The organism is Vibrio sp. D3 (assembly GCF_043995865.1).
GTDB lineage: Bacteria > Pseudomonadota > Gammaproteobacteria > Enterobacterales > Vibrionaceae > Vibrio > Vibrio diabolicus.
In genome coordinates this window covers 1,126,260-1,152,066 of record NZ_CP171886.1, presented here as the reverse complement: position 1 = coordinate 1,152,066, position 25,807 = coordinate 1,126,260, and the positions used below count along the sequence as shown (strand labels likewise).

Here is a 25,807-nt window from a genome sequence, read left to right as displayed (position 1 = left end):
GCGCAAGTTTATCGGAGCGATTTCATATGGATGAAAAAGAGCGATCTCAACGTCGATTTAGTATCGGCAACCAACTTATGTTGGCGGTGTTAACGTTGAGTTTAATCTTTACTGTCATCATTTCCGCTGTGAGTTTATATCGAGTTTTTAACGAAGATTTAGCCCATTTGCACGTCGAGCTAAAGCAGGTCGAATCCAGTTACTTATCGAGCTTTTCTGCCAGCTTATGGGTGGAGGATAGGGAGCTGTTACTCACTCAAGCAGAGGGCGCAATGCGCATGCCCTCTGTGGATTATTTACGTATCGCTAATGAAGATGAAGTTATCGTCGAATTGGGCACCGCTCTTTCTGAGGATGTCGTAGAAAGAAGTTGGCCGATGCAATATCGTGTTGGTGATAAAACCTATGATCTGGCGACATTGACTGTTCAGGCGGATCTGAGCTCGATTTATGAAGATCTTTGGCAACAATTTTTTTTCTTGCTCACGACAGAAGCGATCAAGATCCTATTGCTCATAATTGGCGTGCTTTGGGTCGCCTTCCGCCTCTTGGTCAATCCTCTCCAACTGCTTTCCGGCGCCGTGAGCGATTTTAGTGGCGGGAAGGTCCCAAGCAAAGTTACGCTCCCAAAGCGTTGGTGTTTTGATGAAGTGAGTGTGTTGGCGGAGAAATACAACCGAAGCGTTGAGAAAGTCCGTGAGCATCAGACTGAACTTGAAGAAGAAAGAGATAGAGCGGAAGTCGCCAACCGCAAAAAAAGTGAATTTCTTGCCACCATGAGCCATGAAATTCGAACACCGATGAATGGCATTATTGGTGTCGCTTCATTACTGGGTGACACCAAACTTGATCCTCAGCAAAAAGAGTTTGTAGAGATCATCGATAGTTCTTCTCACTCTTTAATGACGATCATCGACGATATTCTCGACTTTTCTAAAGTCGAAGCAGGTAAAGTCGAATTAGAAAATGCGAGCTATGATCTGCGCCGTATTTTGGATGATGTGATCAGCTTACACGCCGTCAAAGCCAAGCAGAAGAATCTGCAATTGCTTAGCGATATCGATCCTCACTTGCCAGCGGAAGTGCAAGGTGATGCTGCACGCTTAAAACAGGTATTGAACAATTTGTTGAGCAACGCGATCAAATTTACTGATCGTGGTCATGTGAAGCTTCTTGTTGAGTTAACACGTCAAGAGCATGATGTCGCCATGATTCGATTTCGCGTCGTTGATTCTGGCATTGGTATTGCGAAAGAGAACCAACAAGCGATCTTCGAACGTTTCCAACAAGCCGATGGCAGTACAACCAGAAAGTACGGTGGTACCGGCCTTGGTTTGGCGATTGGTGCTCAGTTGGTGAACTTAATGGGAGGAGAAATCCAACTGACAAGTGAGTTGGGGCTTGGTAGTTGTTTTGAGTTTTCGATTCCAGTTGTAGTAAAAGCACATTCTACTTACACGGAACGACCTAATGTTTTGACGTTTCCAAAAGTTGAAGATAATGAAACCAGCCTCCAGCATGACAATCAACCTTGGGTATTGATTGTTGAAGATACCATCGTAAACCAGAAAGTCGTCCGTATTATGTTGGAAAAGCTCGGCGTTCGAGTGAGCGTCGCAAATCATGGTGAAGAAGCGCTTCAGCTATGTGAGAAGCAAGCTTTTGACTTGGTGTTTATGGATTGCCAAATGCCAGTGATGGATGGCTTCATTACTACTGAGCATATTCGACAAATGGGAGAGTGGGGGAAACACGTTCCCATTATTGCGTTGAGTGCCAATGTTATTAAAGAAGATCAACAACATTGCTTTGACGTCGGTATGAATGAGTTTGTCGCCAAACCTGTGACCAAAGATCGGTTGCATCAAATATTCGAGCAGTTTTTACCAAAAGCGCTGAAAATCAGTGCGGGTCCCAAATAGTTAACTTGAAATTGATCAAGTTAAGTGCGTTTCTATTCTGCAATTGTAACTCTGTATGCTATAGTGCGCGGCTAGTATTTAAAGTACCTTGAGGCTGTAAATGTCGTTCAATCTATCCCTATTGCCGCCTGATGAAAAAAACAAAATCGAACTGGATAAACAAGCGTCGTTTTTGGTTTGGAAGCTCAGAGAGGCCAAATCTGGTCCTGAAGCAATAGAAGAACAGTTGTCCAAGATTAACGATGCTGATGAAAAAGCGTTTTTTCAGCAATCGGTCGAAAAGTACAAACGAGTAATGGGTGTCGCTTAACGCGAATCGTGACAACGGTATAAAACTATGTGGCGAATGAGGTAACCTCCCCATTCCTTTGCTAAGCGAAATTGAAAAGGTTTCGCTTTTTGCTAAAATCCTTCGCATTAAATTTGAATTTAGAGAGACATCCCGATGGGAAGAAGTTTTGAAGTGCGCAAAGCCTCTATGGCGAAAACTGCAGGCGCGAAAATTAAAGTTTATTCCAAATACGGTAAAGAAATTTACATGTGCGCGAAAAACGGCGGTAGTGACCCAGACATGAACTTGTCTCTTCGCCACCTGATCGCGAAAGCGAAAAAAGATCAGGTACCAGCGCACGTTATCGACAAAGCACTAGACAAAGCGAGTGGCGGCGGTGGTGAAGATTACCAACCAGCGCGCTACGAAGGCTTCGGCCCTGGCGGTACTAGTGTTATCGTTGACTGTCTGACCGATAACGGCAACCGTACTTTCCAAGATGTACGCCAATGCTTTGTTAAAGTGGGTGCGAAAATTGGTGTTGAGGGCTCAGTTTCTCACATGTTCGATCACCAAGCGGTATTCCAGTTCAAAGGCGACGATGATGAAATCATCCTAGAAACGCTAATGATGGAAGATGTGGACGTAACTGACGTTGAGCTAGAAGACGGTGTGATCACTGTATTCGCTCCTCATACGGAGTTCTTCAAGACGAAAACAGCACTAAATGGTGCGTTCCCAGATCTAACGATCGATGTGGAAGAAATCACTTTCGTTCCTCAAACTCACACTCCAGTAGCGGGTGAAGATGCTGAGAAGTTCCAGAAATTCCTAGATCTTCTAGATGACTGTGACGACGTTCAGCAGGTTTACCACAACGCAGAGCTATAATTTTTTAGCTTCCACCGTTGTAAAAAGGCTTCCCGAGGGAAGCCTTTTTTGATCGCACTCTTTGCTAGCAGCATTATACGTTGCGATATTTGGAATAACACAGTGACATGATCACACCAAAGCAGATGCCTTGCGTCAGCATGGCCGTGCCGCCGTAACTAAAGAACGGCAAAGGGCTTCCCATTACTGGCAACAAGCCGCTCACCATGCCTGTATTGATAAAAGCATACAGGAAAAAGCTCATCGCTAATGCACCACTCACAAGCCGACTAAAAAAGTGGTCAGACTGACATGCAAGCAACATGACGCGCGCGGTAATAAACAAGTACAGTGTGAGCAAGACTAAACTACCAACAAAACCCCACTCCTCGGCATAAGTCGAAAAAATAAAGTCCGTATGACTTTCTGGAATAAAGCCAAGTGTTCCTTGCGTAGCATTCATCCAACCCTTGCCTTTCATTCCGCCGGAGCCTATCGCAATCAAAGATTGGATGATTTGGTAGCCCGAACCTAACGGATCCGACTCCGGGTGCAAGAACTGAGTAACGCGGCTTTTTTGATACGTTTCCATGACGAAGAACCACAAAATTGGCGCCAACGTTAATATACTCGCGACAAAGCCACCGATTATTTTCCAGCTCATGCCAGCTAAAAATAAAACGAATAAGGCGTAAATGACGGTAAAAACTGCACCGTCTAAATCCGGTTGTAGCGCGATTAACCCAGCAGGAATCATTGTGATGAGTAAGCAGAATGCGATTTTCCTACTATCTGGTCTGCCACCTTCAATATGTAGCATCCACGCGATCATGATTGGAATCGAGAGTTTGATTAGCTCCGAGGGTTGAAAGCGAAAAAAGCCAATATCGAGCCAACGTTGAGAGCCATTAGTACTATCGCCAAACAAAGCGACAGCAAGTAGCAGCGCAACCGCAATAATGTAGAGATATGGAGCAGAGCGTTGATAGCTAGCGGCGGGAATCGATGACATGACCAATATACAAACCAAGGTCAGTCCGCAGCGTGCTAAATGCTTGAAGAGCATGGCCTCATTAAAGCCACTGGCACTCCAAAGTGTTAGTGTACTCAATAGCATGATCGGAATGATCGCCATCAGCAGTGGCAAATCGACCCTGGGGAAAAAACGCTTATTCATTTTCTACGACCTAATAACGCACCCAGTTCGAGCGCGAAAACAACCAGAACTCGAGAGTTCGAACTATTCCGATGCTAAGAATCCTATTTGGAAATAACAGACACCATGCAAAGGTGCGTATGAGAGGAGCGTCGATGTCGTCTGTTATGGGTAAGCTGCTTGGAAAGCTGTGGAATGGATAAATACACTAGACGCAGGTTTTAAGCCAGTATTTTTATTCCTATTGTGGTGAAAGACAGACGCTTACAAACAAGCTGGGATAAATGTTCTCTTTAAGGATGGAATGTCATTCATCGCAGCAAACAACCGTTCACTCCACATAACTGCCATTGGTCGCATGCAAAAGCAGCGTGCGATCTTCTCCATTAATCTGAAACCATCAAATCACGTTCAACTAAGGACAGTACATGATGGTTTCTCAATCTCGCTCAATCAAAGCTCTTAAACTGGCAAGTACGTTTATAGCCGCATTTGCACTTAGCAGCAATCTGGCTCTGGCTAACCCAAGCGAGCGCACACTCAGTCAATTCAACCAAGCGGCGCAAGGTGACTCTGGTTTGGTTGATACCGTTTACGGCGAACTATCCAAACAACTCGAAGAGCAGGGCGCAACGCCGGTGACCTTGGTGTATTTAGGCAGTGCGGAGACGTTGCAAGGTCGTGAGGCGTTTATGCCTTGGAACAAGATGAAGTTCACCGAGCGCGGCCTTGCCATAATCCAAAAAGGTTTGGATTTAATGGCGAATCAGCCACTGCCACTGCAAGAGCAACAACGCTTACAAGGCTTGCCGGAATACCAATTAGCCACCGCCATGGCAGCGACCACCTTTACTTCTCTGCCAGACATGTTCAATCACTTTGAGCGTGGCTACGAGCTGTACCTTTCATTGCTCGATGAGCCGAGTTTTAGTCAACAACCTTTCGCGGCTACTTCGTGGATTTATCGCTACGCCATTGAAGCAGCACTACGAGCTGAAGATGTTCAACAAGCCAAAACATGGTTAGCGCAAATGGAGCAATTGGGCGACAGCAATCTAGAAACGCAAACCGCGAAAGCGCTGCTAGCGAAATATTAGGGAGGCGTCATGATCGTTTTTAATCAACTTAGCCGCGATTACGCCCTTGGTAGCCAAATGGTGCGTGCATTGCGAGACGTTTCTGGTGAAGTGTTTTCCGGCGAAATGGTGGCTTTGTGCGGGCCGTCTGGTTCAGGCAAAAGCACCTTACTTAATGTGCTTGGCATGCTGGATACTCAATACCAAGGTCAGGTGACATTTGCAGGCAGCCCATACCCAACCGGACAAATGCAGGCTGCGAAAATGCGTCGTGAAAAGCTTGGTTTTGTGTTCCAAAAATTCAACCTTGTTCCCGTGATGACGGCGTTAGAGAACGTGGCTTATCCGCTACACCTCAACGGTTTTTCAAAAGCGGAACAAATCGAGCTCGCCACACAAATGTTAGAGCACGTTGGCTTGGGCGAGTTTATTAATCATATGCCCGATAACTTGTCGGGCGGTCAGCAACAACGTGTGGCAATTGCTCGTGCTTTAGTACACAAACCGGCATTGGTGATTGCCGATGAGCCAACCGCAAGTCTTGATAGCCAAACTGCCAATAAGGTCATCGACATTATGAAAGGGCTCGGACACGAGCTTGGCACCACTTTTATCGTAGCCACTCACGACCCTCGCATGGCATCCCGTTGTGATCGCACCATTGAATTGGTGGATGGCAAAATTACCCAAACGCACGCAAGTGTGGAGGAGGTTTCATGGGCAAGTTAATTCCTGTTTCCGTTCGTCTTGCTTGGTTGAACCTGCAACGCAATCGCCGCCGCAGTTTATTGTCGATGCTGATCATTGCCATTGCCGTGTTTGCCTTAACCAGTGCGGGCGGTTTTGGTCTGTACACCTACGACAGTTTGAAAGAATCGACAGCACGTGACACGGGGCATCTGACGTTAACCACGCCGGGTTACTTTGCCAAAGAAGAAGAGATGCCACTGAGTAACGGTTTAACTCATGCGGACGACATCACCAAGCAATTGATTGGCTTGAATGAAGTGCGAGGCGTGCAGCCACGAGTTGAGTTCAGCGGTTTGATTTCCAACGGCAACAAGTCCTCGATCTTTATCGGCATTGGCGTGAACGAACGCGAATTCGATATGAAAGGACCGTTTTTGGACGTGCGCGACGGGCAAACACTTTCCAACATTCATGCATCGCGTTATGACCCAGCAGAGCCAGAAGTGATGCTTGGCGTTGATTTGGCGAACAACTTAAGCGTGCACGTTGGCGATTGGATTACCTTGCTGGCGACCACTACCGACGGCGCATTGAACGCGTATGACTTCAAAGTTCGTGGCATCTATTCAACAGGCGTACCTGAGCTTGATAAACGCCAGCTGTACGTGCACATCAACAGCGCGCAATCGCTGCTCGGTTCAGACAAAGTCAGCGCGTTATCTGTCTTTCTGTTCGATACCAGTTTAACTAACCAAGTCGAGCAACAAGTGGCTTCGGTTCTGATTAAGCAAAAGCAGAACTTTGGTGATCAAGATATTGAAATTACGCCTTGGCAAGAACGTGCGTTCTTTTATCTCAAAGTGAAAGATTTGTACGACCGTATCTTCGGCATCATGGGGGCAGTGATGGCGCTGGTGGTCTTTGTTGCGCTGTTCAATACCATGACCATGTCGGTCACCGAGCGCACCCGTGAAATCGGCACCTTGTCGGCTCTTGGTAGCTACCCTCGCGAAATCATTGCTGGGTTCTTGCGCGAAGCAGGGTTACTTGCGGTGATTGGCAGCTTAATCGGCGCTTTGTTTACTGGGTTAGTGACCGTCTTACTGATGGTCGTGGATGTGCAAATGCCGCCACCGCCGGGCCGCACGGAAGGTTACCCACTAACGATTTACTTCTTTTGGGAGTTGGTGGCTGTCGCAGGATTCGCAGTATTGATGATTTGTTTGGTTGCGGCGTTTTTCTCGGCGCGCAAAGGGGTGAACAAGCCAATTACGGAGGCACTGATTTATGTTTAATTTCAAATCACTATTACCAATTGCATTGCTGACGGTTAGCGGCATGGCAAGCATGAATGCCAGTGCGAATGAATCAGCGCTAGATGCACAGCAAGTTGCGCAATTGATTGAAAAAGCCGACAGCTACCGCTTGCAAGATGATTCCTCCAAAGTGGTGTCACTGGTGCGCCTATATCAAGACCAAGAGTTAGATAAAACCCGCCTTTACCATGTGTACACGCGTCCAAATCGTGAATCGCTGGTGGTGTTCAAATCGGCAGTTGAAGCCGGGCAAAAGATGCTGATGATGGGCGACAACTACTGGCTGCAAATGCCAAAGAGCCGCCGTCCGATTCGCATTACGCCGATGCAAAAGCTGCTTGGTGAAGCGTCTATCGGCGACATCTCAACCCTGACGTGGAGTCAAGATTATCAAGGTGAATGGAAAGCGACAGAAACCGTCTCGGTGAACGGAGAGAGTGTCGCGGCTTATCACCTTGCTTTAACCGCGAAAACCAAAGGGGCGAGCTATCAGAAGATCGACTTGTGGTTGTCTGAGCAAGATGCGTTTCCAATCAAAGCTGATCTTTACTTGCGGTCGGGCAAACTCGCCAAGCAAGCGCAATACGGACGCGCAACCGACAACGGCGAAGACTACGTCAGTGAGATGATCTTGCTTGATAGCATTCAGCCGAGCAAAAAAACCGTTATCGAGTACCAAGAAATCGTGCCTTGGCAACTGGATAACAAGTTCTACAACCCAAGCTATCTGCCTAAAGCCAATACGACTCAGCTTTAGCGTGAATTCCGTAAATAGAACCAAGAAAACGAGCAAGGAAGTCACATGAAACCGCACCAGCCTAACCTTAACAAAAGCACCAGTCTGTTGATTGCTGCCTCATTGTGTGTGGGCGCAGCAGCCCCAGTTTTTGCCAATGATGAGCTGAGTTTTGAGTGGGATTGGGCTGTCAGTTACGAAACTGCCAAGCAGCGTGACAGCGCATTTATGCAGGCGCAGGGCAGTTCTCGTGATTCACTTAATGCACTGTTGGATGTGCAGGTGAATTATCAGAACTTCAGTGGTTTGTTCGCTCTGTACAGCCAAGGTTTGTACCTCAATCAACAAGGAGAGAGTGAGTGGTGGAGTGAAGCTGATAACCAGTTGCTGATTCGTGAGTTGGCTTGGCTAGGGGAGTGGCAAGTCGGTGATACCACTCTTGATGTGAGCTTAGGTAAGTTGCGCGTGGATTGGGGCGTGGGTTATGGCTACCGACCTTTGGATCTGTTTAAGCCTTATCGACAAAACCCGGTTGGCTTAGTCGCAGAAGAGGGCGCGGGCGTGTTTTCACTTTCACACTACGATATGGCCGGCGAATGGACCGTCATTGCGACCGATTCAAGCTGGGGGCAACAAGACCAAAGTTCACTTGATCAAGCCGCAGAGCAACAAGGTGTTGGTATTCGTCGTTATGCGCTGGTGGGTGACACCGAGTATCAACTTATTGGTTATTACGATGATGTGCGCCGAGGTTTACTCGGAGCCAGTGCCATTGCCGTGTGGGATGAATCCATCGCCATGCACGGTTCCATGCTGTGGCAAAAGCAAAGTGTCGGCTATCAGTTTCAGCAGGATGATCTTTACCAACCCGTTTCAGCTGAGGAGCAGGGAAGCGCATTCCAAGCTTTAGTTGGGGTGAACTGGGCAAACCAAGCCGGACACAACGTGATTGCTGAATATTGGTACGACAGCCGAGCATGGTCGAAAAGCGAATGGCAGCAAGCAATAGAGCGTGGCGAATTACTCTCTCAGATCCCTGAACCTAACAACTCTCTGTTGGCTAGCAGCGCTCTACTTGCGACAAGCTACGCCCAAGGGTTTCAGCATGCCAATATCGTTCAGCATAACGTAATGCTGCACTGGAGTTGGGATTTGGAAGCGTGGGCTGCATGGAACGGTAAAGCGGATATGGGCTGGCTAAGTGATGTAACCCCTACGTTGGATGTGATGTTGTCGCCGCAAGATGGCGGTGTGATTGTCACGCAGTGGCTTAACTACCAATGGATTGATACTGGCGATCAAAGTGTAGAAGTGGAAGTTGCCGCACGCTTTTTAACCGGAGACGACCAATCTGCTTACGCACAAATCAATGATAAGCATATGATTGTATTTAACATCAAAGGGAAATTCTAAATGTATTCAGCTAAGTTAATGGTAGAAAGTGGATGGCTACGCAGTGTGGTTGTCACGACTTTATTCTGTTTGTTTATCTCGGTAATGACATTGTCTGTTTGGGGTGGTCCTTACTATGTGCATGTATTGGTGAGCTTTGGTTTTGGTTACTCCGCCTTGTTCTTCTCTTGGTTAGTCGACAAGTTGTTTCCTAGCATCCCTCGTAGACTAGAAATTGCTTTGTCACTGACCGCCTGTTTGTTGTTTGGCGTCATTAATGCGCAGTTTTGGCTCGGTGAATACTTCGGCATTTCGGGCATGCTGCCAGTGTTGCTGATGGGCTTGTTATTCAGCGGCATGTGTTACTTTTATTTCCACTCACGAGAGAAAGAAGCGATTGCTCTGCGTGAATTAGAGAGTATCAAGCGTGAAAAGGCAGAGCAGGAACGTGCACTGTTGCTAAGTCAGCTTAAACAGATGCAAAGCCAGATTGAACCGCATTTCCTATTTAATACCTTGGCAAATATCAGCGCGTTGATGTCCCAGGACGTTGATAAGGCCAAGCAGATGTTGGATCAACTTACCGCACTATTACGTGCGACGCTAAAAAGCTCACGTGAAGAGCACGCCACGATTGAGAATGAAATTGCCTTAATTGAAGCCTACTTGAGTATTCAGAAGATACGTCTGGATGGACGTCTAAGCTACAAAATTGAAGTAGAAGACGGTTTAGGAACAACAGAACTGCCACCGATGATGTTGCAACCTTTGGTGGAGAATGCCATTGTTCACGGTATTGAGCCAAAGCGAGAAGGCGGCGAACTCAGTTTACTCATCAAGCGCGAACAACAGAACTTGCAGATTGAAGTCAGAGACAATGGTGTTGGCTTAAATCATGTTAGTGGGCACATGGGTTCAGGTGTGGGTTTGAGTAATCTCAAGCAGCGAGTTGAAGCTTTGTTCGCAGGGCAAGGAGAAATTTCTATCAGTGAGTCTACTCAGGGTGGCGTTTGTGTTCGCTTGACCTGGCCAATGGAATCGTAAGCAAGGAAGAAAGGAATGAATACAGGGTTTACTGCCATTATTGCCGATGATGAACCGCTATTGAGGCGTCATCTTGATAAAAGCCTAGCTGAAGTGTGGCCAGAGCTAGAGGTGATAGCCAAAGTCGCAGATGGTGAACAAGCGTTGCAAGCCATTGAGAAAAACCAACCTGACATTGCGTTTCTTGATATTCGTATGCCAGTTCTGGATGGCATGACACTAGCGCAAAAACTCAATCAACTCGCCAATCCACCTTTGATTGTGTTTGTTACCGCGTACGATGATTACGCCATCAAAGCCTTTGAACAAAATGCCGCCGATTATTTGCTCAAGCCTATCTCGGATGAGCGCCTCCTGACGACGTGTGAAAGAGTGAAAGCACGCCTTGCTAAGCGAGAGCAAGAAAGCAGCAATGTGCAGATGAACAGCCTGTTAGAACAGTTACAACAATTATCCGCGCCACAAACGCCGCAATATCTTCAGTGGATCAAAGCAACGCAAGGGGAAGATATTCATCTGATCGCCACGTCTGATGTGCTGTATTTCAAAGCGGAAGAAAAATACGTTTCTGTGTATGCCCAACAAGGACAAGGTAAAGTGCAGGAGTATTTGATTCGCACATCGTTGAAAGAGTTGATAGGGCAGCTTAACCCAGAACAGTTCTGGCAAGTGCACCGTTCAAGCGTGGTGCAAGTGTGCAAAATTAGCAAGGTAAACAAAGACTTTGCAGGCAGAATGTTTGTTCACGTTGGAGAAAACAAGCTCCCCGTGAGCCGTGCATCTCAAAGTTTGTTCAAAGGGATGTAATCGCTAGAACTGTTCACTCTTTACACTGTAAACTCGCTGCTCTTAACCCACATTATCAAGGAAGATAAATGAGTTATCGCGTCACCCTCTTAAATGCGACGGGAGAGCTGTCTCCAATCGCTGAGTATTTGCATCAGAAACTTGATGACCTGAGCTCACAGCTTTCTAGTTACTTTGATTTAAGTAACAACGATTTAAGTAGCAACGATTTAAGTAACGTTGACCTGACCGTTAGCCCGTTTGATCGCAATGACGTACCGCAGACGGGGATTGATGGCTATTGCTTAAGCGCCTATCGTGTAGAGATTCTGCTTGATATGCAACGTGCAGATATTAAAAACGTTATTGAGAAAGAACTAGCTGCGGTGCTAGCGCATGAGTTGCATCACCTGTTCCGTATGCGAGCGGGAGAGAATGGCGTTGCGCTTGGTGATGTGCTAATTATGGAAGGGTTAGCTTGTCATTTCGAACGCAAGGTGAATGGTGGCGTCACTCCGAGCTTGTTTGAGAACATCAAAGATCAAGATTGGCGTCCTTTCTATGCTGAGATGAAAGACAAGTTGACCAGCTTAGATTACAACTTCGACGCTTACTTTCTTGGCAGCGATGAAAGCCGCTGGCCGAAGTACATGGGGTATTGGGTCGGGTACAACCTCGTTGCTGAATATCTGGTTGATTTTCAAGGCTCTGAGCTTGATTTAGTCGGAGCTAAAGCCGAGCCTTTCTATCAATAACTCCGTTACTAAACTTAAACTAATAAGCTGAGCCTTCAAAACAAAAAGCGCCTAAGTCATAAGACGTTAGGCGCTTTTGTCGTTTTATAGTGATGATCTCTCCGAAGAGGCGAGTGTGCTTATTCGCTGATCGTCACTTTCTCAATAATGATTGGATCGCATGGCACATCATCGTGACCAAGCTTAGAGGTCGTTTTTACTTTCGCGATGCGATTTACGACATCCATACCCGCGGTCACTTTACCAAATACCGCGTAACCCCAGCCTAGGTTGGAGGTTGCGGTGTGGTCTAGGAAATCGTTGTCTTCCAAGTTAATGAAGAACTGTGCCGTTGCAGAGTGCGGTGCATCGGTACGCGCCATTGCGATAGTGCCAACAAGGTTCTTTAGACCACGGTTTGCTTCGTTTGCGATTGGGGCGCGCGTTGGCTTTTCTGCCATGTCTTCGGTGTGACCGCCACCTTGGATCATAAAGCCATCGATAACGCGGTGGAAAATGGTGCCGTCGTAGAAGCCATCTTCACAGTATTTTTTGAAGTTCTTTGAGCTAACTGGCGCTCGTTCTAGATTCAGTTCAATTTCGATGTCACCGAAATTGGTGGTCATAATTATCATTTTGTTTTACCCCTGTGGGTGCGAAGTTGGCGGCATTATAGCTAAGTCGTTTGAGGATAGCAGAAATAAAAACAGCGACGTTAAGGCGTCGCTGTTTCTACTATTAAGTATGGTTAAGGAAGCTAAACCGTGAAGCGTCCCACCAAGTCGTAAAGCTCGTTGGCTTTGTGATTGAGGTTTTGGCTGCCCGAGCGATTTTGATTGGCAAGGTGCGCCGATTGACTACTTTGCTGAGAAATCACTTCGATGCGTTGTGAAATCTCTTGGCCAACTTGGCTCTGCTCTTCAGTTGCCGTAGCGATCAGCGTGTTCATGTCCATGATATTCGCAATCGCTGCTTGAATATCTTGCAGCGCAACCGATGCAGCACGTGCTTCTTCTACTGTCGCTTCGCCACGTGCTTGGCTAGATTCCATCGCTTTTACTGCGGCATCCGATCCTGCTTTAAGTTGATCGATCATCTTGTGAATGTCACCTGTGCTGTCCTGAGTGCGGCTTGCAAGCTTACGCACTTCATCCGCGACAACTGCGAATCCGCGTCCTTGGTCGCCCGCTCGTGCCGCTTCAATGGCGGCATTTAGCGCAAGCAAGTTGGTTTGTTCAGCAATATCTTGGATGACTTCAAGTGATGATGAGATGTTCTGCACGTCACTCTCTAGACGTGAAATTACAGTGCTTGCTTCAGAGACCTCATTCGCTAGCGCTTCAACGGAATTAGCGGCGGAGTCTACGATGTGCTTCGCTTGTTGTGCGTTGTCATCGGCGTTTTTAGCGGAATCGGCGGCTTGGTTTGCATTGCCAGAGATCTCGTGAGCGGTGGCCGTCATTTCTGTCATTGCTGTCGCGACTTGTTCCGTTTCCTCACGTTGACCAGAAGCTAATTCATCCACTTGTGAGGCGCGTTGAGACATGTTGTTAGTTTCAGATACTACCTCTTGTCCGACATGGCTGACGCTCTTAATAATTCCTTGCAAGCTCTCAACGAAGATATTGAAGTTATGCGCGAGCTGCTTAAATTCTGGCACGCTAGATTCTTCCATACGCGCGGTTAAGTCGGCGTCACCTTGCGCGAAAGATTGGATTGAGCTGTCAAACTGTTCGATAGGGCGCATAATGCTACGGTTGACGAGTACGGCAAAAATGGCCACGACAACGGCAATAGAGACACAAAACATAGCAATAGCGGCTAAGGTATTGTTTAGCTCATCGTTTGCTGTGTTTTCCATCTCTGTAATGATCGCATCGATATCATCAGTATAAAAACCTGTGCCAATCATAATATCCCACTTGGGAATGAACATGGAGTAGCTGAGTTTAGGTAATGCTTCGGTTTGCCCTAACTTAGGGAAGTAGTAGGTTGTGAAGTCACCCGTTTTGGCGTTTTTCAACAGGTCTTGGATCAGGTAGTTGCCTTTTTTGTCTTGCAGGTTATAGAAGTTTTCTCCAACCCCTTTATTGTTTTTTCCGACAACAACACGCACGCCTTTTGAGTCGTACGCAAAAATATAACCTGATTGGCCGAACTCTAGCTCTTTGAGCACTGGAATGGCTTCTTGCAATGAGGCATTACGATCCAATAACGGTTTGAGTGCGGAATGAGCCATCTGCACATAGTTTTTCAGTTCCGCTTTCTTCATCGCCATCATCGTCGTGTGCGTATGATTGATTTGTTGTTGGTTGTAGGTACTGGTTTGGAGGTAGGTAAACCACATCATACCCAAAGCAATCGTTAACACGGGAATGATGGAAAGAATATAAAGTCGCTTTCTTATCGTTAGATTCATAGGTACTTCCTTACGTCTCGGCGCAGCGTTACAAACTGGTAAACTTCAATAGCTTTACCAAATAAAAGTGTTAATAATTATTTTTTTACTGATTGCAGATTAACCGAGTTGGCGGGTGAGAAGTACAGGAAGTTGATGATCGTGGACGAGAGAGACTCACATTTTTAAGCAGGATCACAATTAGCGAGAGCATTGGCCCGAGTTGCAGCGGGAGCTACCAGTAAGCCAGTATGAGACACGATACCTATTGTTGGCAAAGCGCAGGTAAAGCCAGTCGGCAATTGGTTTGAGTAATGGCCAACGTAGTGGTGCATATAGCCAACCTCGACCGACCAACTGCCATGCTCGGTGAGTCACATCAAGACCAAGTATCAGTTCATTATTGTCATTCAGCGCATGCAAAATCGTATTGGCTTTTTGCGCGTCTATCTGTGGGTAATCAGAAAAGTCATCGCTGTAGATATCGACGATTTTTATCGCTTGTTTTACATCTCGTCGCTTAAGTGCGTGCATTTCTTTGGCGCACAGTGGGCAAGTTCCGTCATAAAATATGGTGAGTTTTGTCATTGCGATCGTCTTATTATTTGATTTGGCTTACTGAGTTCTACGTGGCGATTTTTCTTTTGGTTCATTATGTTGCAGGTAGTGGTTCCAATTCGCGCGTATGTTCTCGTAGTTATATTGGCAAAAGTCTTTGCGATCTCGTAGGTAGTCTTTTTCAACTTCATCGAGAAGCGACTTGTACTGTTCCGGATCACTGCCGTACACCAAACATAAGGTAGAGAAGTAGCGTTGCAAATCAAAACTGTGCTCATCAATGTACTCACCGAAGTCGTAGTAGTCCGGTCTGTCATCGGACTCAAATGCGAACATGTCGGCGGCGCTAATGGCCATCTCTGCGCCATCTTCTAGGAAGTCAATCATTAAGATCGTGGCAAAATTATCGACGGCATCTTCTTCTTTTCCGAGAACAGGGATGTTTTGATCTTCGATGTAAGCATGCCCGGCTTCATGCAGCAAGGTGTGTAATAACGTATCTAACGCCCCTGTTTTTGGGGATTTTCCAAGGCGTTCTTCATACTGGTTATTGGAGAAGTAATTGAGTGATTCCAAATAAAAAGTGTAGGGAATGTGTATCGTGTGCGTATCGGGATCGTACATTGGGCCATCTTCTCCGCCGTAAACCAGTGTGAGTGGTTTGCGAAATGGAAAGTGGATCTGAGATAGCTCAAGAAAAATTGGGTTTACATCGCTGTTTTGGATAGATTGCAGGGCGATTTTTTCATGGGTTGTTTCCACGGGAGAATATTCAATACGGATATTTTCCGCTGCAGTGGCAGATGAGATGGCATAGAGTAATAGCACAGGGAAAAGCGAATGAATTTTCATGTAGGGCTCTTGTTATTTGAATAACTTACATAAAAATTATACATGTTTTTGTGTGATGCATAATTGGGATTGTTTTTATCACCCAGAATCGGGTAGTTAGCCTCGAAAGACTACCATGACAACACCGTACATTTTGGTTGCTGGGCCCTCCAGAAAGCCTATCAAAACACGTTGTACTCAGTAGACCATAGATAAGTGATTGGCTTTTAAGGTTTATTTTTTTTGTGAGGCTAAGTTGAATTCGCTTCGCTCTTTTGTCTGTAAAAATGCTATTCAGCAGTTAATCATTATGGAACGAAACCATGGGATTGGTGAATGTCACTGAATTGAAGAAAATTATCAGCAATATGTTATAATCCGGCTCCGTTGTGACGAAAACGTTTGTTGCAGCTTGAGAGTTTCCTTGGATTCGGCTCGTTTATACACCATGAGCCAGAGTTAAAAAACTACGACAGGAACAAGCAAACCCAATTGTTTTGAACGCGATCTCGGCGTTTAGAGGTTACAACGGGAAGGAACTTTGTTTGATAGTAATTGACACATTCTGTTTAAGTAAGGGAGCCCAATGTGGTTCAGAAAGTGTCACCCAGAATTTACTCACAACACTATACCCCAAGCAGTCACGCACAGGTATTGCGAGGGGGCATTTGAAGGAGCTATATCGGCTCCTTTCACATTTAAGGGCTTGCTAACAGCGGAAAACTGACACATCGCTAAAGGAGCGTCCCTTAAACTAGCCTAAGGCGCATCTACACCAACTTTTGAGTATTTTCGAAACAGTAAAGCGAGAACATTTGCTATTGAATGAAGGTTAAATTAACACTCGATCATTACGGAGGATGAAGAGAACAATAATAAGAGGCGATATGAATCATTTAATATCTGTAGGTGCACTGGAGTCCTTCTTGGTCGCAATCAGTGTGCTTTTCCTGGGGCATTTTATTAATGCTAAGCTACCGATTTTAAAGAAGTTCAACATACCTGAGCCGATTGTAGGTGGCCTTATTGTGGCCTGCATGATTACTGCTCTTCATTTCAACGGTATCGACTTGGAGTTCGATTTGCCGTTACAAAATACGTTTATGTTAATGTTTTTTGCGACGGTTGGTTTGGCCGCAAATTACACTCAGTTGATGAAAGGAGGTGCGAAGGTTTTTATCTTCTTAGCTGTCGCATCGTTTTACATCATCATACAAAACGGCGTTGGCGTTTCACTCGCGGCGGCGCTCGGTTTAGATCCTTTGATGGGGTTAATTGCTGGCTCGATTACTCTGTCTGGTGGCCATGGTACAGGTGCTGCGTGGTCACAAACCTTCCAAGACGTGTATGGATTGGATAACGTTTTGGAAATTGCGATGGCATCAGCCACTTTTGGTTTGATCATCGGCGGTATCATTGGTAGCCCAGTGGCACAGCGCCTCGTAGAAAAAAACAGCATTGAATCGGAGTATGGTCGTGGTGGTCGGGATGCCAAAACTCACGAAAAATTCCCTGAGTTGGTGACCTACAACGAATACGAAGAAGATAAAGTAACGGCGAAAAAAGTGGTGGAGAAACTCTTCTTCCTACTGATCTGTGTTACGGGGGCGAAGTATGTTGAGCAATGGGTTAGCACGTATGAAATCTCATGGTTGATGATTCCAGACTTTGTATATGCGCTGTTCATTGGTGTGATCATCACGAACTTCTTAGAGGTGACCAAGCTTCGTAAGTTAGACGCAGAAACCGTCGATATGCTCGGTACCGTTTCTTTGTCATTGTTCTTGGCGATGGCATTAATGAGCTTGAAGTTATGGAATATCTTTGACTTAGCGATTCCATTCTTGGTCATTTTGGCTGTGCAGTCTGTGGTCTTAGCTATCTTCACTTACTACGTTACGTTCAAAGTGATGGGACGCAACTATGACGCTGCGGTTATTGCGGGTGGTCACTGTGGTTTTGGCTTGGGGGCAACCCCAACAGCCGTGATGAACATGGGCTCTATCGTTAACCGATTTGGCCCGTCGCCGCAGGCATTTATGGTGGTGCCAATTGTGGGGGCTTTCTTTATCGACATCGTTAACTTAATCATTTTACAAGGTTACATTTCATTCCTTGGTTAAATTTAAGTTCATGATCTCCTGAGGTCGAAATAAAAACGGTCACAACACAGGTTGTGACCGTTTTTTTATGGCTCGATTTTGGCCGTTTATCGAACGACGGATTATTGAATGGTTCGGCTGAACTTGAGACTAGCTGTCCAACCAAGAACGCCGATGAAAGCGTAAATGCCAACGTTTAACCAACCCGCTTGAGGAATTGCATTAAATGGGCTTGGTGCAACAATGGCGTGCAGTGGAAGGTAAAGCACTTCGGAGAAGAACTGATCTAGGCCGTAATAGCCAAATAGTGCGATTGGCATCCAGCGCAGCGCATAAATGGCGATAAACAAAATGACCAGTGGTGAGTTCACTTTCTGAGAAATAGCCATTGCGGTTAATGCCAGCGGTAACAGTAGAATACCGGCGAACAACATTCTGATTAAAAACTCTCCCCAATGCAGCAGCATGTAACCTAACGAGGCTTGGCGGTACAATAAAGCCAATTGGTGATCGGTAGAGATGTTCAGCAACCACAGCATCAAATCTGCTGCGAGCACAAGCGCCGAGCAAACGAGCGGAATCACCAATAAGCCAAACCCTAGCTTCACTAAGTGAGTTTTTATATCGCTGACCGGCATACTACGCCAAAACATAATACTGCCCTCTGCGCGCTCTTTGCGCAGTGTTCTCGGGAAGTATTGAACGGCTAACAAGATAGACAGCAGTCCCGCCCCGCCGGTAATCAACATGTTTACATCGTCACCAAGCTCTTTGTGAATGTCACTAACATCACCACCAAAGCTCATTTGAAAAAACATATTGTGTTGTAGAGTGTCGTTACTCATTAAACTGACAAAGAGGATAAGTCCACATGCCAACACAAACAGTGGAATACGTAAAACAAGAGGGTTTTCTAACCACTCTTTTTGCAACATCGCGACAACTGAACGCATTACGCTGCCTCCTTCTGCAATGCTAAAAATAGATCCGCTAACTTCACCCCATGGATGGCCCCCATTGTTTCTGCTTGTTGGGCATACTGGGCTTTGAGTAACCATTTCGTTGAACCGAGGCCTTTTTGTGACGAGAGTGGGTTCATCGCTTCAATTTGTGTGCGGTATTCGTCGCTGGCCTCAAGGATGAAGTAGTCTTCACTGATACTGTCCATCGAGGTTTGCAGAACGGGGCGGCCATGCTTGAGAATCAGCACATCAGTCAGTAAGTGCTCAATCTCTGATACTTCATGACTGGCGATGATCAACACGCGCTCGCCGTCGTGAAACCATTCCAATAAGTGACGATAAAACGTATCACGATACACGAGATCTAACCCGAGTGTCGGTTCATCCAATATGAGGATTTGGGTGTTAGTCGCGATTACAATCGCGAGGTGCAATTGCACCTTCATCCCTTTGGATAAAGATTTGATGCGCGCACGAGGTTTGATGTCCGTTTGACGAAGCAGCGTATCTGCTTGAGCGCGATTGAACCCTGGATGCACGCCTTCGGTATAGTTAAGCAGTTGAGCGACAGTCATCCAATCTGGCAGAACGTTCACATCCGAGATATAGGATAAGCTCCGCATTATTTTGTCGCGTTGCATAATGGGTTCAAATCCGTTGATACGAACAGTGCCTTGATATTCATGTGCGCCGAGTAGGGCATTAATAAGCGTTGATTTACCTGCGCCATTATGGCCGAGTAAGCCAAGTACTTGCCCTGCATGTAGGTCGAAACTCACTTCATGCAGTGCTTCTCCTTGTTGCTGATATTGCTTGGAGACATTGTTTACACTGACTAATGCGCTCATTGGTCACCTTTCAAGTGTGGTTTTAGTTGTTGAATGAATTCGTCGAGTGACATATCCAGACGCTGTATTGTGCCGGCTATCTGCGGAATTTGTTGTTGAAGAAAACGTGCCTTCTCGTCTGCGAGCAATTTGAGCTTTGCCCCTGAAGCGACAAACATACCTTGACCGCGTTTTTTCTCTACTAACCCCTCATCAACAAGCAATTGATAGCCTTTCATGACGGTGAGGTGGTTAATTTTCATATCCGCAGAGATGCTACGAACTGAGGGTAGAGCATCGCCTTCTTGCCAGATACCTTGCAGTATTTGTTGAGTGATCTGGTCAGCCAACTGTCGAAAAATCGGTTGGCGATCATGCCAATTGGTCATGAGTGAATCTCTTGGCTGAGATGGTGTTATATATAGGTATAACACCTAGTGTGCCGGAGAGAAAGTAATAATTTAAAATTAAGCGTATGTTCCAGCCTTCGCTTTCCCTAAATATCTACCTATGTGATAGCTATTTTGAAGACTTTATTGTGAACATAAATTAGACACTTCTCATAAGTTGAGAAGTGTTATTTTTCTAATCCAATCAAGGTATTTACCACCAGCTTGGTATTGGTATTCTCATATAATGATAATCAGTGGGATTTTGGGTGCATCCATTTCTTACTTGATGAGAATTTGTGGCAAATACACCCTAGAAAACAAAAGGTTCGAGAGGCAATCTGATTGACTTAGGCACCTATCTCACGTTGAGCGCTTGCTCAATGAATGAGAAAGAGGAGAGTAAAGAGGTCTCATGAATCAGGTAATATCTATCGGCCCACAAGAGTCGTTTCTCGTCGCAATTTGCGTGTTATTTTTAGGGCAGTTCATTAACACCAAATTACCAACCTTAAAGAAATTCAATATCCCAGAGCCAATTGTTGGTGGTCTAGTCGTGGCTTGCGTGATCACGACGATGCACTTAAATGGTGTGGATGTATCATTTGATTTGCCACTGCAAAACACCTTTATGCTGATGTTTTTTGCGACGGTTGGCTTAGCCGCGAATTACACCCAACTTATTAAAGGCGGTGCGAAGGTTTTCATCTTCCTTGTTGTGGCATCGGTCTACATTCTTATCCAAAATGCGGTCGGCGTATCCTTAGCAACCGCATTGGGGTTAGATCCACTCATGGGGTTGATCGCCGGCTCTATTACGCTTTCTGGCGGACATGGAACTGGTGCGGCGTGGTCGCAAACTTTTCAAGAAATGTATGGTTTGCACAATGTCCTAGAAGTGGCGATGGCTTCTGCTACGTTTGGCTTGGTCATGGGCGGGATTATTGGCAGCCCTGTCGCGCAAAAGTTACTCAACAAGCACAACTTAGAATCGGAATACGGACGCACCAACCAAAGCCATCAGAGTTTCCCTGAATTGGTGACCTATAACGAACATGAAGAAGATCGTGTCACGGCGAAAAGAGTTGTAGAAAGCTTATCCATTATTTTGCTTTGCGTGACAGGCGCGAGCTATCTGGAGAGTTGGGTGAGCAGTTTTGGCATCAAGTGGTTGATGATCCCAGATTTTGTTTATGCGCTGTTTATTGGTGTTGTCATCACCAATATCATGGAAGTGACCAAGGTGCGCAAGGTTGATTTAGAAACCGTTGATATTCTTGGTACGGTTTCGCTATCGCTGTTCCTTGCCATGGCTCTGATGAGCTTGAAATTGTGGAATATCTTTGATCTTGCGATCCCGTTCCTTATTATTCTTGCTATTCAGTCGGCCGTACTCGCGGTGTTCACTTATTACATAACATTCCGCATGATGGGCAGTAATTACGATGCCGCGGTGATCGCCAGTGGACACTGTGGTTTCGGTTTAGGTGCCACACCGACTGCGGTCATGAATATGGGCTCTATCGTGAGTCGTTATGGTCCATCACCACAAGCATTTATGGTAGTACCAATTGTCGGTGCATTCTTCATCGACATTGTGAACTTAGTGATTTTGCAAGGCTGCATTGCTTTTATTAAATAGCCCCCGCTTCTTTCAACTTAACATAACAAAGCCAGTCCCTTGAGATTGGCTTTGTTATTTGTAACACGAAATCTTGTTTCTCTGACTTCAAGCCGTGAAATCAATACGTTACTATGATGACATAGTGTTCAGTTTTACAGCAGCATGAGGTACCCACATGTCTGAAAAAATATCGACGTCGGCATTAGCTAAAATGCGCAAGGTTGAAGCCAAGCTGTTGTTTGCCGATCTCAAACGTGCTGGCTACATTCTTCGCCAAGACGAAAAATGGATTCTGACGGAAGAAGGCGCCAAGTTTGGCGGCGAGTATGTGGATCACCCTAAATTTGGCCAGTTCATCGTCTGGCCGACCAATTTACATATTGAGCTGACTTCCAGCTCAGGGAAAACATTAAGCGCCACGCTGCTGGGTGAAAAGCTGAAACTGAATGCGAAGCGCATGAACCAACTGTTGAGTGAGTTGGGGTGGATCGCCAAATCTGAAGAAGGTTGGAGTGTCACTGAAGCTGGTATACGCGCTGGTGGCCAGCAAAGAACCGATAAAGAGACACAAAATACCTTTGTCGTATGGCACGATGTGGTGCTGCGTAATAAGCGTCTTAAGCAGTCTGTCATTGAATTTTTAGGGCAAGATGCGGAGTCACACTCCACGGATAAATCTTACTCAAGCTTTCGCCAAAAGTTTGAAGCCAAACACCGAACATTAGATGGGCATTACGTGCGCTCTAAGGGGGAGTTGCTCATCGACAACTGGCTGTACTTGGCTGGTGTGGTGCACGCTTATGAACGTCAGCTGCCGATTGACCAAGATGTCACCAGTGATTTTTATTTGCCAGGCGGTAAAGTCTATTTACAGTTTTGGGGAAGTGATACTGGGGAGATGGCTGAGGCTGACCGTGAGACCATTCGTACTGTTTATGAGCAGCATCATTTTAACCTTATCGAAGTCGAACCGAGTGAACTAGACAAGTTAGATGAAGTACTGCCTAAGCGTCTTCGTCAGTTTGGTATTAAAGCTTATTAACGACTTAAGCCCGCTGTTCAGATAAGAAAAAACCCGTGATTGATCACGGGTTTCGTATTTTAGTGTGCATCTAGGCTGTCATCCTATGGATTAAAAACCTTTGATGTTTTCCGCTTCTAGCTCCGAGAAGTACTTCACTGTCTTCACTTTCAGTTCTTGTTGAGCTGGCTCGTCACATACAATCACTGCTTTAGGGTGAAGTTGAAGTGCAGAAACCGTCCATAGGTGGTTTACACAACCTTCTACTGCTGCTTCAAGTGCTTGAGCTTTGTTATGACCTGTTACCAGAATCATCACTTCTTCTGCGTCTAGCAGTGTACCCACACCGATAGTCAGTGCGTATTTAGGCACTTGGTTGATATCGCCGTCAAAAAAGCGAGAGTTCGCAATGCGAGTGTCTTCAGTCAGTGTCTTGATACGAGTACGAGAAGACAGAGATGACGCTGGCTCGTTGAACGCGATGTGACCGTCGTTACCCACGCCGCCCATGAACAGGTTGATCTTGCCGTAAGACTTAATTTTGTCTTCGTAACGCTTACATTCTGCGTCGTGATCGTCAGTGTTACCGTTCAGTAGGTTGATGTTTTCTTCTTGGATATCAATGTGATTAAAGAAGTTGTTGTACATGAACGAGCGGTAAGACTCTGGGTGATCTGCAGGGATGCCAATGTACTCATCCATGTTGAAAGTCACGACGTTTTTGAAGCTCACTTCGCCGGCTTGGTAAAGCTCGATTAGGGCTTTGTAGGTTGCTAGAGGAGTGCCACCAGTTGGTAGACCCAGAACGAATGGACGCTCAGCAGTAGGTTTAAAGTCGTTGATTCGCTTAGCGATATGCGCAGCTGCCCACTTACCTACTTGTGCTGCTCGAGTTAACGGGATAAGTCTCATTTTGTGCCCCTAGTTATTGGAATTTACGATGTACCGAAACATTAATTCGCATTATAAAATAAGTAATGACGAACTGCTATTGTTTTAGGTCAAAATTTTGCTTTTTCTTTAACCAGTGTTGATTTTATCGACTGTTTTTATATCTAAATGCTTTTATAAGCCGATTTTTTACAAAGAAATTGCATTATGAAACTGACGAATTGATAGATAAAATTTATGATCTAAATTAAGTTCTGTCTTCGCACTTAACCTTGTTTTTTAACAACCTACAGAGTGTGAAATCGCACACGAACTTCAAATATTATAGGATGGACATGGCACGACGCTCATTCCTTAACCATAATTGAAATGTGTAAACCAGTGAGGAATTCGGTATGAAAAATGAGTTAGATCCGAGCAAAGTACTACAGGCTTACGAATGTGTGATGAACAACGGTACACCAACCGAATTTGGCAAAATGTATGAAGGTGTAGAAGCGTTTTCCGATTACGACGGGTACAACGTTTTCTTACGAGGGAATGGTGTTGAGCTAAAGGTTGGCTTCCACAATACCTATCAATTGGAGTACGACCAAGAGCACTTGAAAGAGAGCTTTTTGAAAAAGATCGCGATGCTTGCAAAGTAGACTGGCAGCACTAAATACTAAAAAAGCCCTTGGGAGAACTCGCCCTTGGGCTTTAGGAGAAGAAATGAGCTTGTTTTGCTCGCTCAGTCAAACCAAACGAGCTTTCGCCTATTACCTACTGCTAGAAAAAGGCGAGAATTAGTTTATTTGGTTATTAATCGTCTTCGACCAAACTCTCTTCAATGTAATCTTCTGTCGCGTCAGGCTTATTACGACCATTTAGCGTGTGGAAGCGCTTGCGACCACGAGCAAGTTGGGTGTACTTTAGCCACGTACGCTCAAGTTTTGTTTTTGCTTTGCCTGGGTTTTCTAGCACCTTGATGAAGTGTTTCTCTTCGCTATTTTCAGGTGTTAATTCGCCTGACTCTAAGCCAAGCATAGTATCCCCATAAATTGTTAGGATTTCCTCTTCCGAGAGAGTAAAATCGCCAGACTTTGCAAAGCCGCGTGGGAATTTTACGTTGTCGTAAAAACGTTTTTTGCCATGACGGAATTCAGTGTCAGACATGTCAACAGCCTCTGTAACCGTTATTGATGAATGTAGTGAACTACGGCGAAAATTAGGCGTAAAGCTAACAAAAGAAAAACAAAACTTTTTTGTCGTCATGATTTTAATTAGTTGTTAATCTGGTTTTATATTAACCAGGAGATGGTTTATGGATGTAAAAGTCTTTCGAACATTTTTAGAGCTGGCAAGGGTTCGTCACTTCGGACGCGCCGCTGAGAATCTTTATATTACCCAAGCTGCAGTGAGCGCACGTATCAAACAATTGGAAAGTTACTTCGATACGCAATTGTTTATTCGTGATCGAAATAACATAAAGTTGACCTCTGCAGGTGAGCGCTTAATCAGTTATGCAGAGGTGATGGTCACCACATTGCAACAAGCGAAGCTAGAGTTATCGCTTGAAGATGGCAAAGCGCTGCAATTAACGTTAGGCGGTACGCCAAATATTTGGGACGCCTACTTGCAGAACTGTTTAAGTGTCGTCACAGATTCATTTGGTGGTTATGGTTTTATGGCAGAAGTGATGGGGCGGGAAATGCTCAGTCGAAGCTTGCTAGAGCGCACGTTAGATATGGCATTTGCGTTCGACCAAATCAAAGCTGATGAGCTTAACTGCAAAAAAGTGGCTGATGTTGTTCTCGTTCTGGTATCGACTGAGAAAGACTCTTTAGACACCGTTTTTGAAAACAAATACGTGTATGTGGATTGGGGAACGCGCTTCTCATCAGAACATTCTGAACGTCACCCTAAGATCCCGGCTCCGTATCTGCGCACGTCAACGGCGCGCATTGCATTGGACTTTATTTTGGAGAAGGGCGGTGCCGCTTACTTACCCATCTCTCTGGTAGAGCCCTTTATCGCCAATGGGCAGCTTCACAAGGTGTCTGGCGTAGAAGATTGGTATCGCCCTATCTATTTGAGCTATCGTAAAGCTAGCTCGTCGGTAGACGCGATTAAGCAAGTGGAAGAAATTGTTAAAGAGATCGATCCACTGACGGCTTACAGTTTTCAGCAAATTGGTTCCGGCACTTCCGACGAATAGCGTTGAGTGAAAAG

General features: G+C 45.7%; 26 protein-coding genes. 16 read left to right on the top strand and 10 right to left on the bottom strand.

Annotation, left to right across the window (positions count from 1 at the left end; genetic code table 11):
• The first annotated feature begins 26 nt into the window (after nt 1-26).
• The 3 genes from ACHFJ9_RS05080 (at nt 27) to ACHFJ9_RS05070 (ending at nt 3,084) form a co-directional block, all read left to right on the top strand.
• Entirely contained in the window at nt 27-1,922 is a 1,896-nt protein-coding gene (locus ACHFJ9_RS05080; RefSeq protein ID WP_199804109.1) for an ATP-binding protein, read from the top strand.
• Between the two features lie 100 nt (nt 1,923-2,022).
• Complete coding sequence (locus tag ACHFJ9_RS05075; protein WP_005374484.1) at nt 2,023-2,232, top strand: DUF3283 family protein; 210 nt, start codon at nt 2,023-2,025, stop codon at nt 2,230-2,232.
• A 135-nt stretch (nt 2,233-2,367) separates the two neighbouring features.
• Nucleotides 2,368-3,084, top strand: coding sequence for a YebC/PmpR family DNA-binding transcriptional regulator (locus ACHFJ9_RS05070; protein WP_005392082.1), 717 nt, complete (start codon nt 2,368-2,370; stop codon nt 3,082-3,084).
• A 73-nt stretch (nt 3,085-3,157) separates the two neighbouring features.
• On the opposite strand, the gene rodA is transcribed toward ACHFJ9_RS05070, so the two are convergent.
• Nucleotides 3,158-4,240 (bottom strand): rod shape-determining protein RodA, encoded by a 1,083-nt coding sequence (rodA, locus tag ACHFJ9_RS05065; RefSeq protein WP_074190274.1) that lies wholly within the window; start codon nt 4,238-4,240, stop codon nt 3,158-3,160.
• A 407-nt stretch (nt 4,241-4,647) separates the two neighbouring features.
• On the opposite strand from rodA, the gene ACHFJ9_RS05060 reads away from it, so the two are divergent.
• The 8 genes from ACHFJ9_RS05060 (at nt 4,648) to ACHFJ9_RS05025 (ending at nt 12,014) form a co-directional block, all read left to right on the top strand.
• Nucleotides 4,648-5,316: a hypothetical protein gene (locus ACHFJ9_RS05060; protein ID WP_395354062.1), complete on the top strand. Its 669-nt coding sequence runs from the start codon at nt 4,648-4,650 to the stop codon at nt 5,314-5,316.
• 9 nt (nt 5,317-5,325) lie between these two features.
• Nucleotides 5,326-6,024, top strand: a complete 699-nt coding sequence (locus tag ACHFJ9_RS05055) for an ABC transporter ATP-binding protein (RefSeq protein WP_395354061.1) — start codon at nt 5,326-5,328, stop codon at nt 6,022-6,024.
• Entirely contained in the window at nt 6,012-7,280 is a 1,269-nt protein-coding gene (locus ACHFJ9_RS05050; RefSeq protein ID WP_395354059.1) for an ABC transporter permease, read from the top strand. Before ACHFJ9_RS05055 ends, ACHFJ9_RS05050 begins: the two co-directional genes overlap by 13 nt.
• Nucleotides 7,273-8,058, top strand: a complete 786-nt coding sequence (locus tag ACHFJ9_RS05045) for an outer membrane lipoprotein-sorting protein (protein ID WP_395354057.1) — start codon at nt 7,273-7,275, stop codon at nt 8,056-8,058. The genes ACHFJ9_RS05050 and ACHFJ9_RS05045 overlap by 8 nt, the downstream gene beginning before the upstream one ends.
• Nucleotides 8,059-8,103: 45 nt before the next feature.
• Nucleotides 8,104-9,450, top strand: coding sequence for a hypothetical protein (locus ACHFJ9_RS05040; protein ID WP_395354055.1), 1,347 nt, complete (start codon nt 8,104-8,106; stop codon nt 9,448-9,450).
• On the top strand, nt 9,451-10,473 hold the full coding sequence (locus tag ACHFJ9_RS05035) for a sensor histidine kinase (RefSeq protein WP_395354053.1): 1,023 nt from the start codon (nt 9,451-9,453) through the stop codon (nt 10,471-10,473).
• A gap of 15 nt (nt 10,474-10,488) precedes the next feature.
• On the top strand, nt 10,489-11,280 hold the full coding sequence (locus tag ACHFJ9_RS05030) for a LytTR family DNA-binding domain-containing protein (protein ID WP_053809536.1): 792 nt from the start codon (nt 10,489-10,491) through the stop codon (nt 11,278-11,280).
• A gap of 68 nt (nt 11,281-11,348) precedes the next feature.
• Nucleotides 11,349-12,014 carry a DUF2268 domain-containing putative Zn-dependent protease gene (locus ACHFJ9_RS05025; RefSeq protein ID WP_395354050.1) on the top strand — a complete coding sequence of 222 codons (666 nt, stop codon included), beginning with the start codon at nt 11,349-11,351 and terminating at the stop codon, nt 12,012-12,014.
• A gap of 119 nt (nt 12,015-12,133) precedes the next feature.
• Here the strand turns inward: ACHFJ9_RS05025 and ACHFJ9_RS05020 are convergent, their stop codons facing one another.
• From ACHFJ9_RS05020 to ACHFJ9_RS05005, 4 genes are all read right to left on the bottom strand, one after another.
• Entirely contained in the window at nt 12,134-12,628 is a 495-nt protein-coding gene (locus ACHFJ9_RS05020; RefSeq protein ID WP_395354048.1) for a peptidylprolyl isomerase, read from the bottom strand.
• A 122-nt stretch (nt 12,629-12,750) separates the two neighbouring features.
• Nucleotides 12,751-14,412 (bottom strand): methyl-accepting chemotaxis protein, encoded by a 1,662-nt coding sequence (locus ACHFJ9_RS05015; RefSeq protein WP_005392065.1) that lies wholly within the window; start codon nt 14,410-14,412, stop codon nt 12,751-12,753.
• A 180-nt stretch (nt 14,413-14,592) separates the two neighbouring features.
• Complete coding sequence (locus ACHFJ9_RS05010) at nt 14,593-14,979, bottom strand: thiol-disulfide oxidoreductase DCC family protein (RefSeq protein ID WP_006740919.1); 387 nt, start codon at nt 14,977-14,979, stop codon at nt 14,593-14,595.
• 27 nt (nt 14,980-15,006) lie between these two features.
• Complete coding sequence (locus tag ACHFJ9_RS05005) at nt 15,007-15,801, bottom strand: DUF4344 domain-containing metallopeptidase (RefSeq protein ID WP_256894722.1); 795 nt, start codon at nt 15,799-15,801, stop codon at nt 15,007-15,009.
• Nucleotides 15,802-16,667: 866 nt separating this feature from the next.
• Here ACHFJ9_RS05005 and gltS (ACHFJ9_RS05000) point away from each other — a divergent pair.
• Nucleotides 16,668-17,903: a sodium/glutamate symporter gene (gene gltS / locus ACHFJ9_RS05000; RefSeq protein WP_006740921.1), complete on the top strand. Its 1,236-nt coding sequence runs from the start codon at nt 16,668-16,670 to the stop codon at nt 17,901-17,903.
• Nucleotides 17,904-18,004: 101 nt separating this feature from the next.
• On the opposite strand, the gene ACHFJ9_RS04995 is transcribed toward gltS (ACHFJ9_RS05000), so the two are convergent.
• Genes ACHFJ9_RS04995 through ACHFJ9_RS04985 form a run of 3 tightly spaced genes read right to left on the bottom strand, consistent with a single transcriptional unit; the run spans nt 18,005 to nt 20,060 of the window.
• Entirely contained in the window at nt 18,005-18,835 is an 831-nt protein-coding gene (locus tag ACHFJ9_RS04995; RefSeq protein WP_395354044.1) for a hypothetical protein, read from the bottom strand.
• Nucleotides 18,835-19,692: an ABC transporter ATP-binding protein gene (locus ACHFJ9_RS04990; protein ID WP_256899281.1), complete on the bottom strand. Its 858-nt coding sequence runs from the start codon at nt 19,690-19,692 to the stop codon at nt 18,835-18,837. Before ACHFJ9_RS04990 ends, ACHFJ9_RS04995 begins: the two co-directional genes overlap by 1 nt.
• On the bottom strand, nt 19,689-20,060 hold the full coding sequence (locus ACHFJ9_RS04985; protein WP_085344466.1) for a GntR family transcriptional regulator: 372 nt from the start codon (nt 20,058-20,060) through the stop codon (nt 19,689-19,691). Before ACHFJ9_RS04985 ends, ACHFJ9_RS04990 begins: the two co-directional genes overlap by 4 nt.
• 415 nt (nt 20,061-20,475) lie before the next feature.
• On the opposite strand from ACHFJ9_RS04985, the gene gltS (ACHFJ9_RS04980) reads away from it, so the two are divergent.
• On the top strand, nt 20,476-21,702 hold the full coding sequence (gene gltS / locus ACHFJ9_RS04980) for a sodium/glutamate symporter (protein WP_046875620.1): 1,227 nt from the start codon (nt 20,476-20,478) through the stop codon (nt 21,700-21,702).
• Between the two features lie 157 nt (nt 21,703-21,859).
• Nucleotides 21,860-22,726: a glycerol kinase gene (locus ACHFJ9_RS04975; protein WP_395354041.1), complete on the top strand. Its 867-nt coding sequence runs from the start codon at nt 21,860-21,862 to the stop codon at nt 22,724-22,726.
• 90 nt (nt 22,727-22,816) lie between these two features.
• On the opposite strand, the gene nagB is transcribed toward ACHFJ9_RS04975, so the two are convergent.
• The gene (nagB, locus tag ACHFJ9_RS04970; protein ID WP_006740926.1) at nt 22,817-23,617 is read right to left on the bottom strand and encodes a glucosamine-6-phosphate deaminase; all 801 of its coding nucleotides are present in this window, start codon (nt 23,615-23,617) and stop codon (nt 22,817-22,819) included.
• A gap of 374 nt (nt 23,618-23,991) precedes the next feature.
• Between nagB and ACHFJ9_RS04965 the strand changes: the two genes are divergently transcribed.
• Nucleotides 23,992-24,243: a DUF3081 domain-containing protein gene (locus tag ACHFJ9_RS04965; RefSeq protein WP_005392042.1), complete on the top strand. Its 252-nt coding sequence runs from the start codon at nt 23,992-23,994 to the stop codon at nt 24,241-24,243.
• A gap of 154 nt (nt 24,244-24,397) precedes the next feature.
• Here the strand turns inward: ACHFJ9_RS04965 and ACHFJ9_RS04960 are convergent, their stop codons facing one another.
• Nucleotides 24,398-24,751 (bottom strand): DUF413 domain-containing protein, encoded by a 354-nt coding sequence (locus ACHFJ9_RS04960; protein WP_005392041.1) that lies wholly within the window; start codon nt 24,749-24,751, stop codon nt 24,398-24,400.
• A gap of 148 nt (nt 24,752-24,899) precedes the next feature.
• Here ACHFJ9_RS04960 and ACHFJ9_RS04955 point away from each other — a divergent pair, with 148 nt between their 5' ends.
• The gene (locus tag ACHFJ9_RS04955; RefSeq protein WP_006740927.1) at nt 24,900-25,793 is read left to right on the top strand and encodes a LysR family transcriptional regulator; all 894 of its coding nucleotides are present in this window, start codon (nt 24,900-24,902) and stop codon (nt 25,791-25,793) included.
• Nucleotides 25,794-25,807 lie beyond the last annotated feature (14 nt).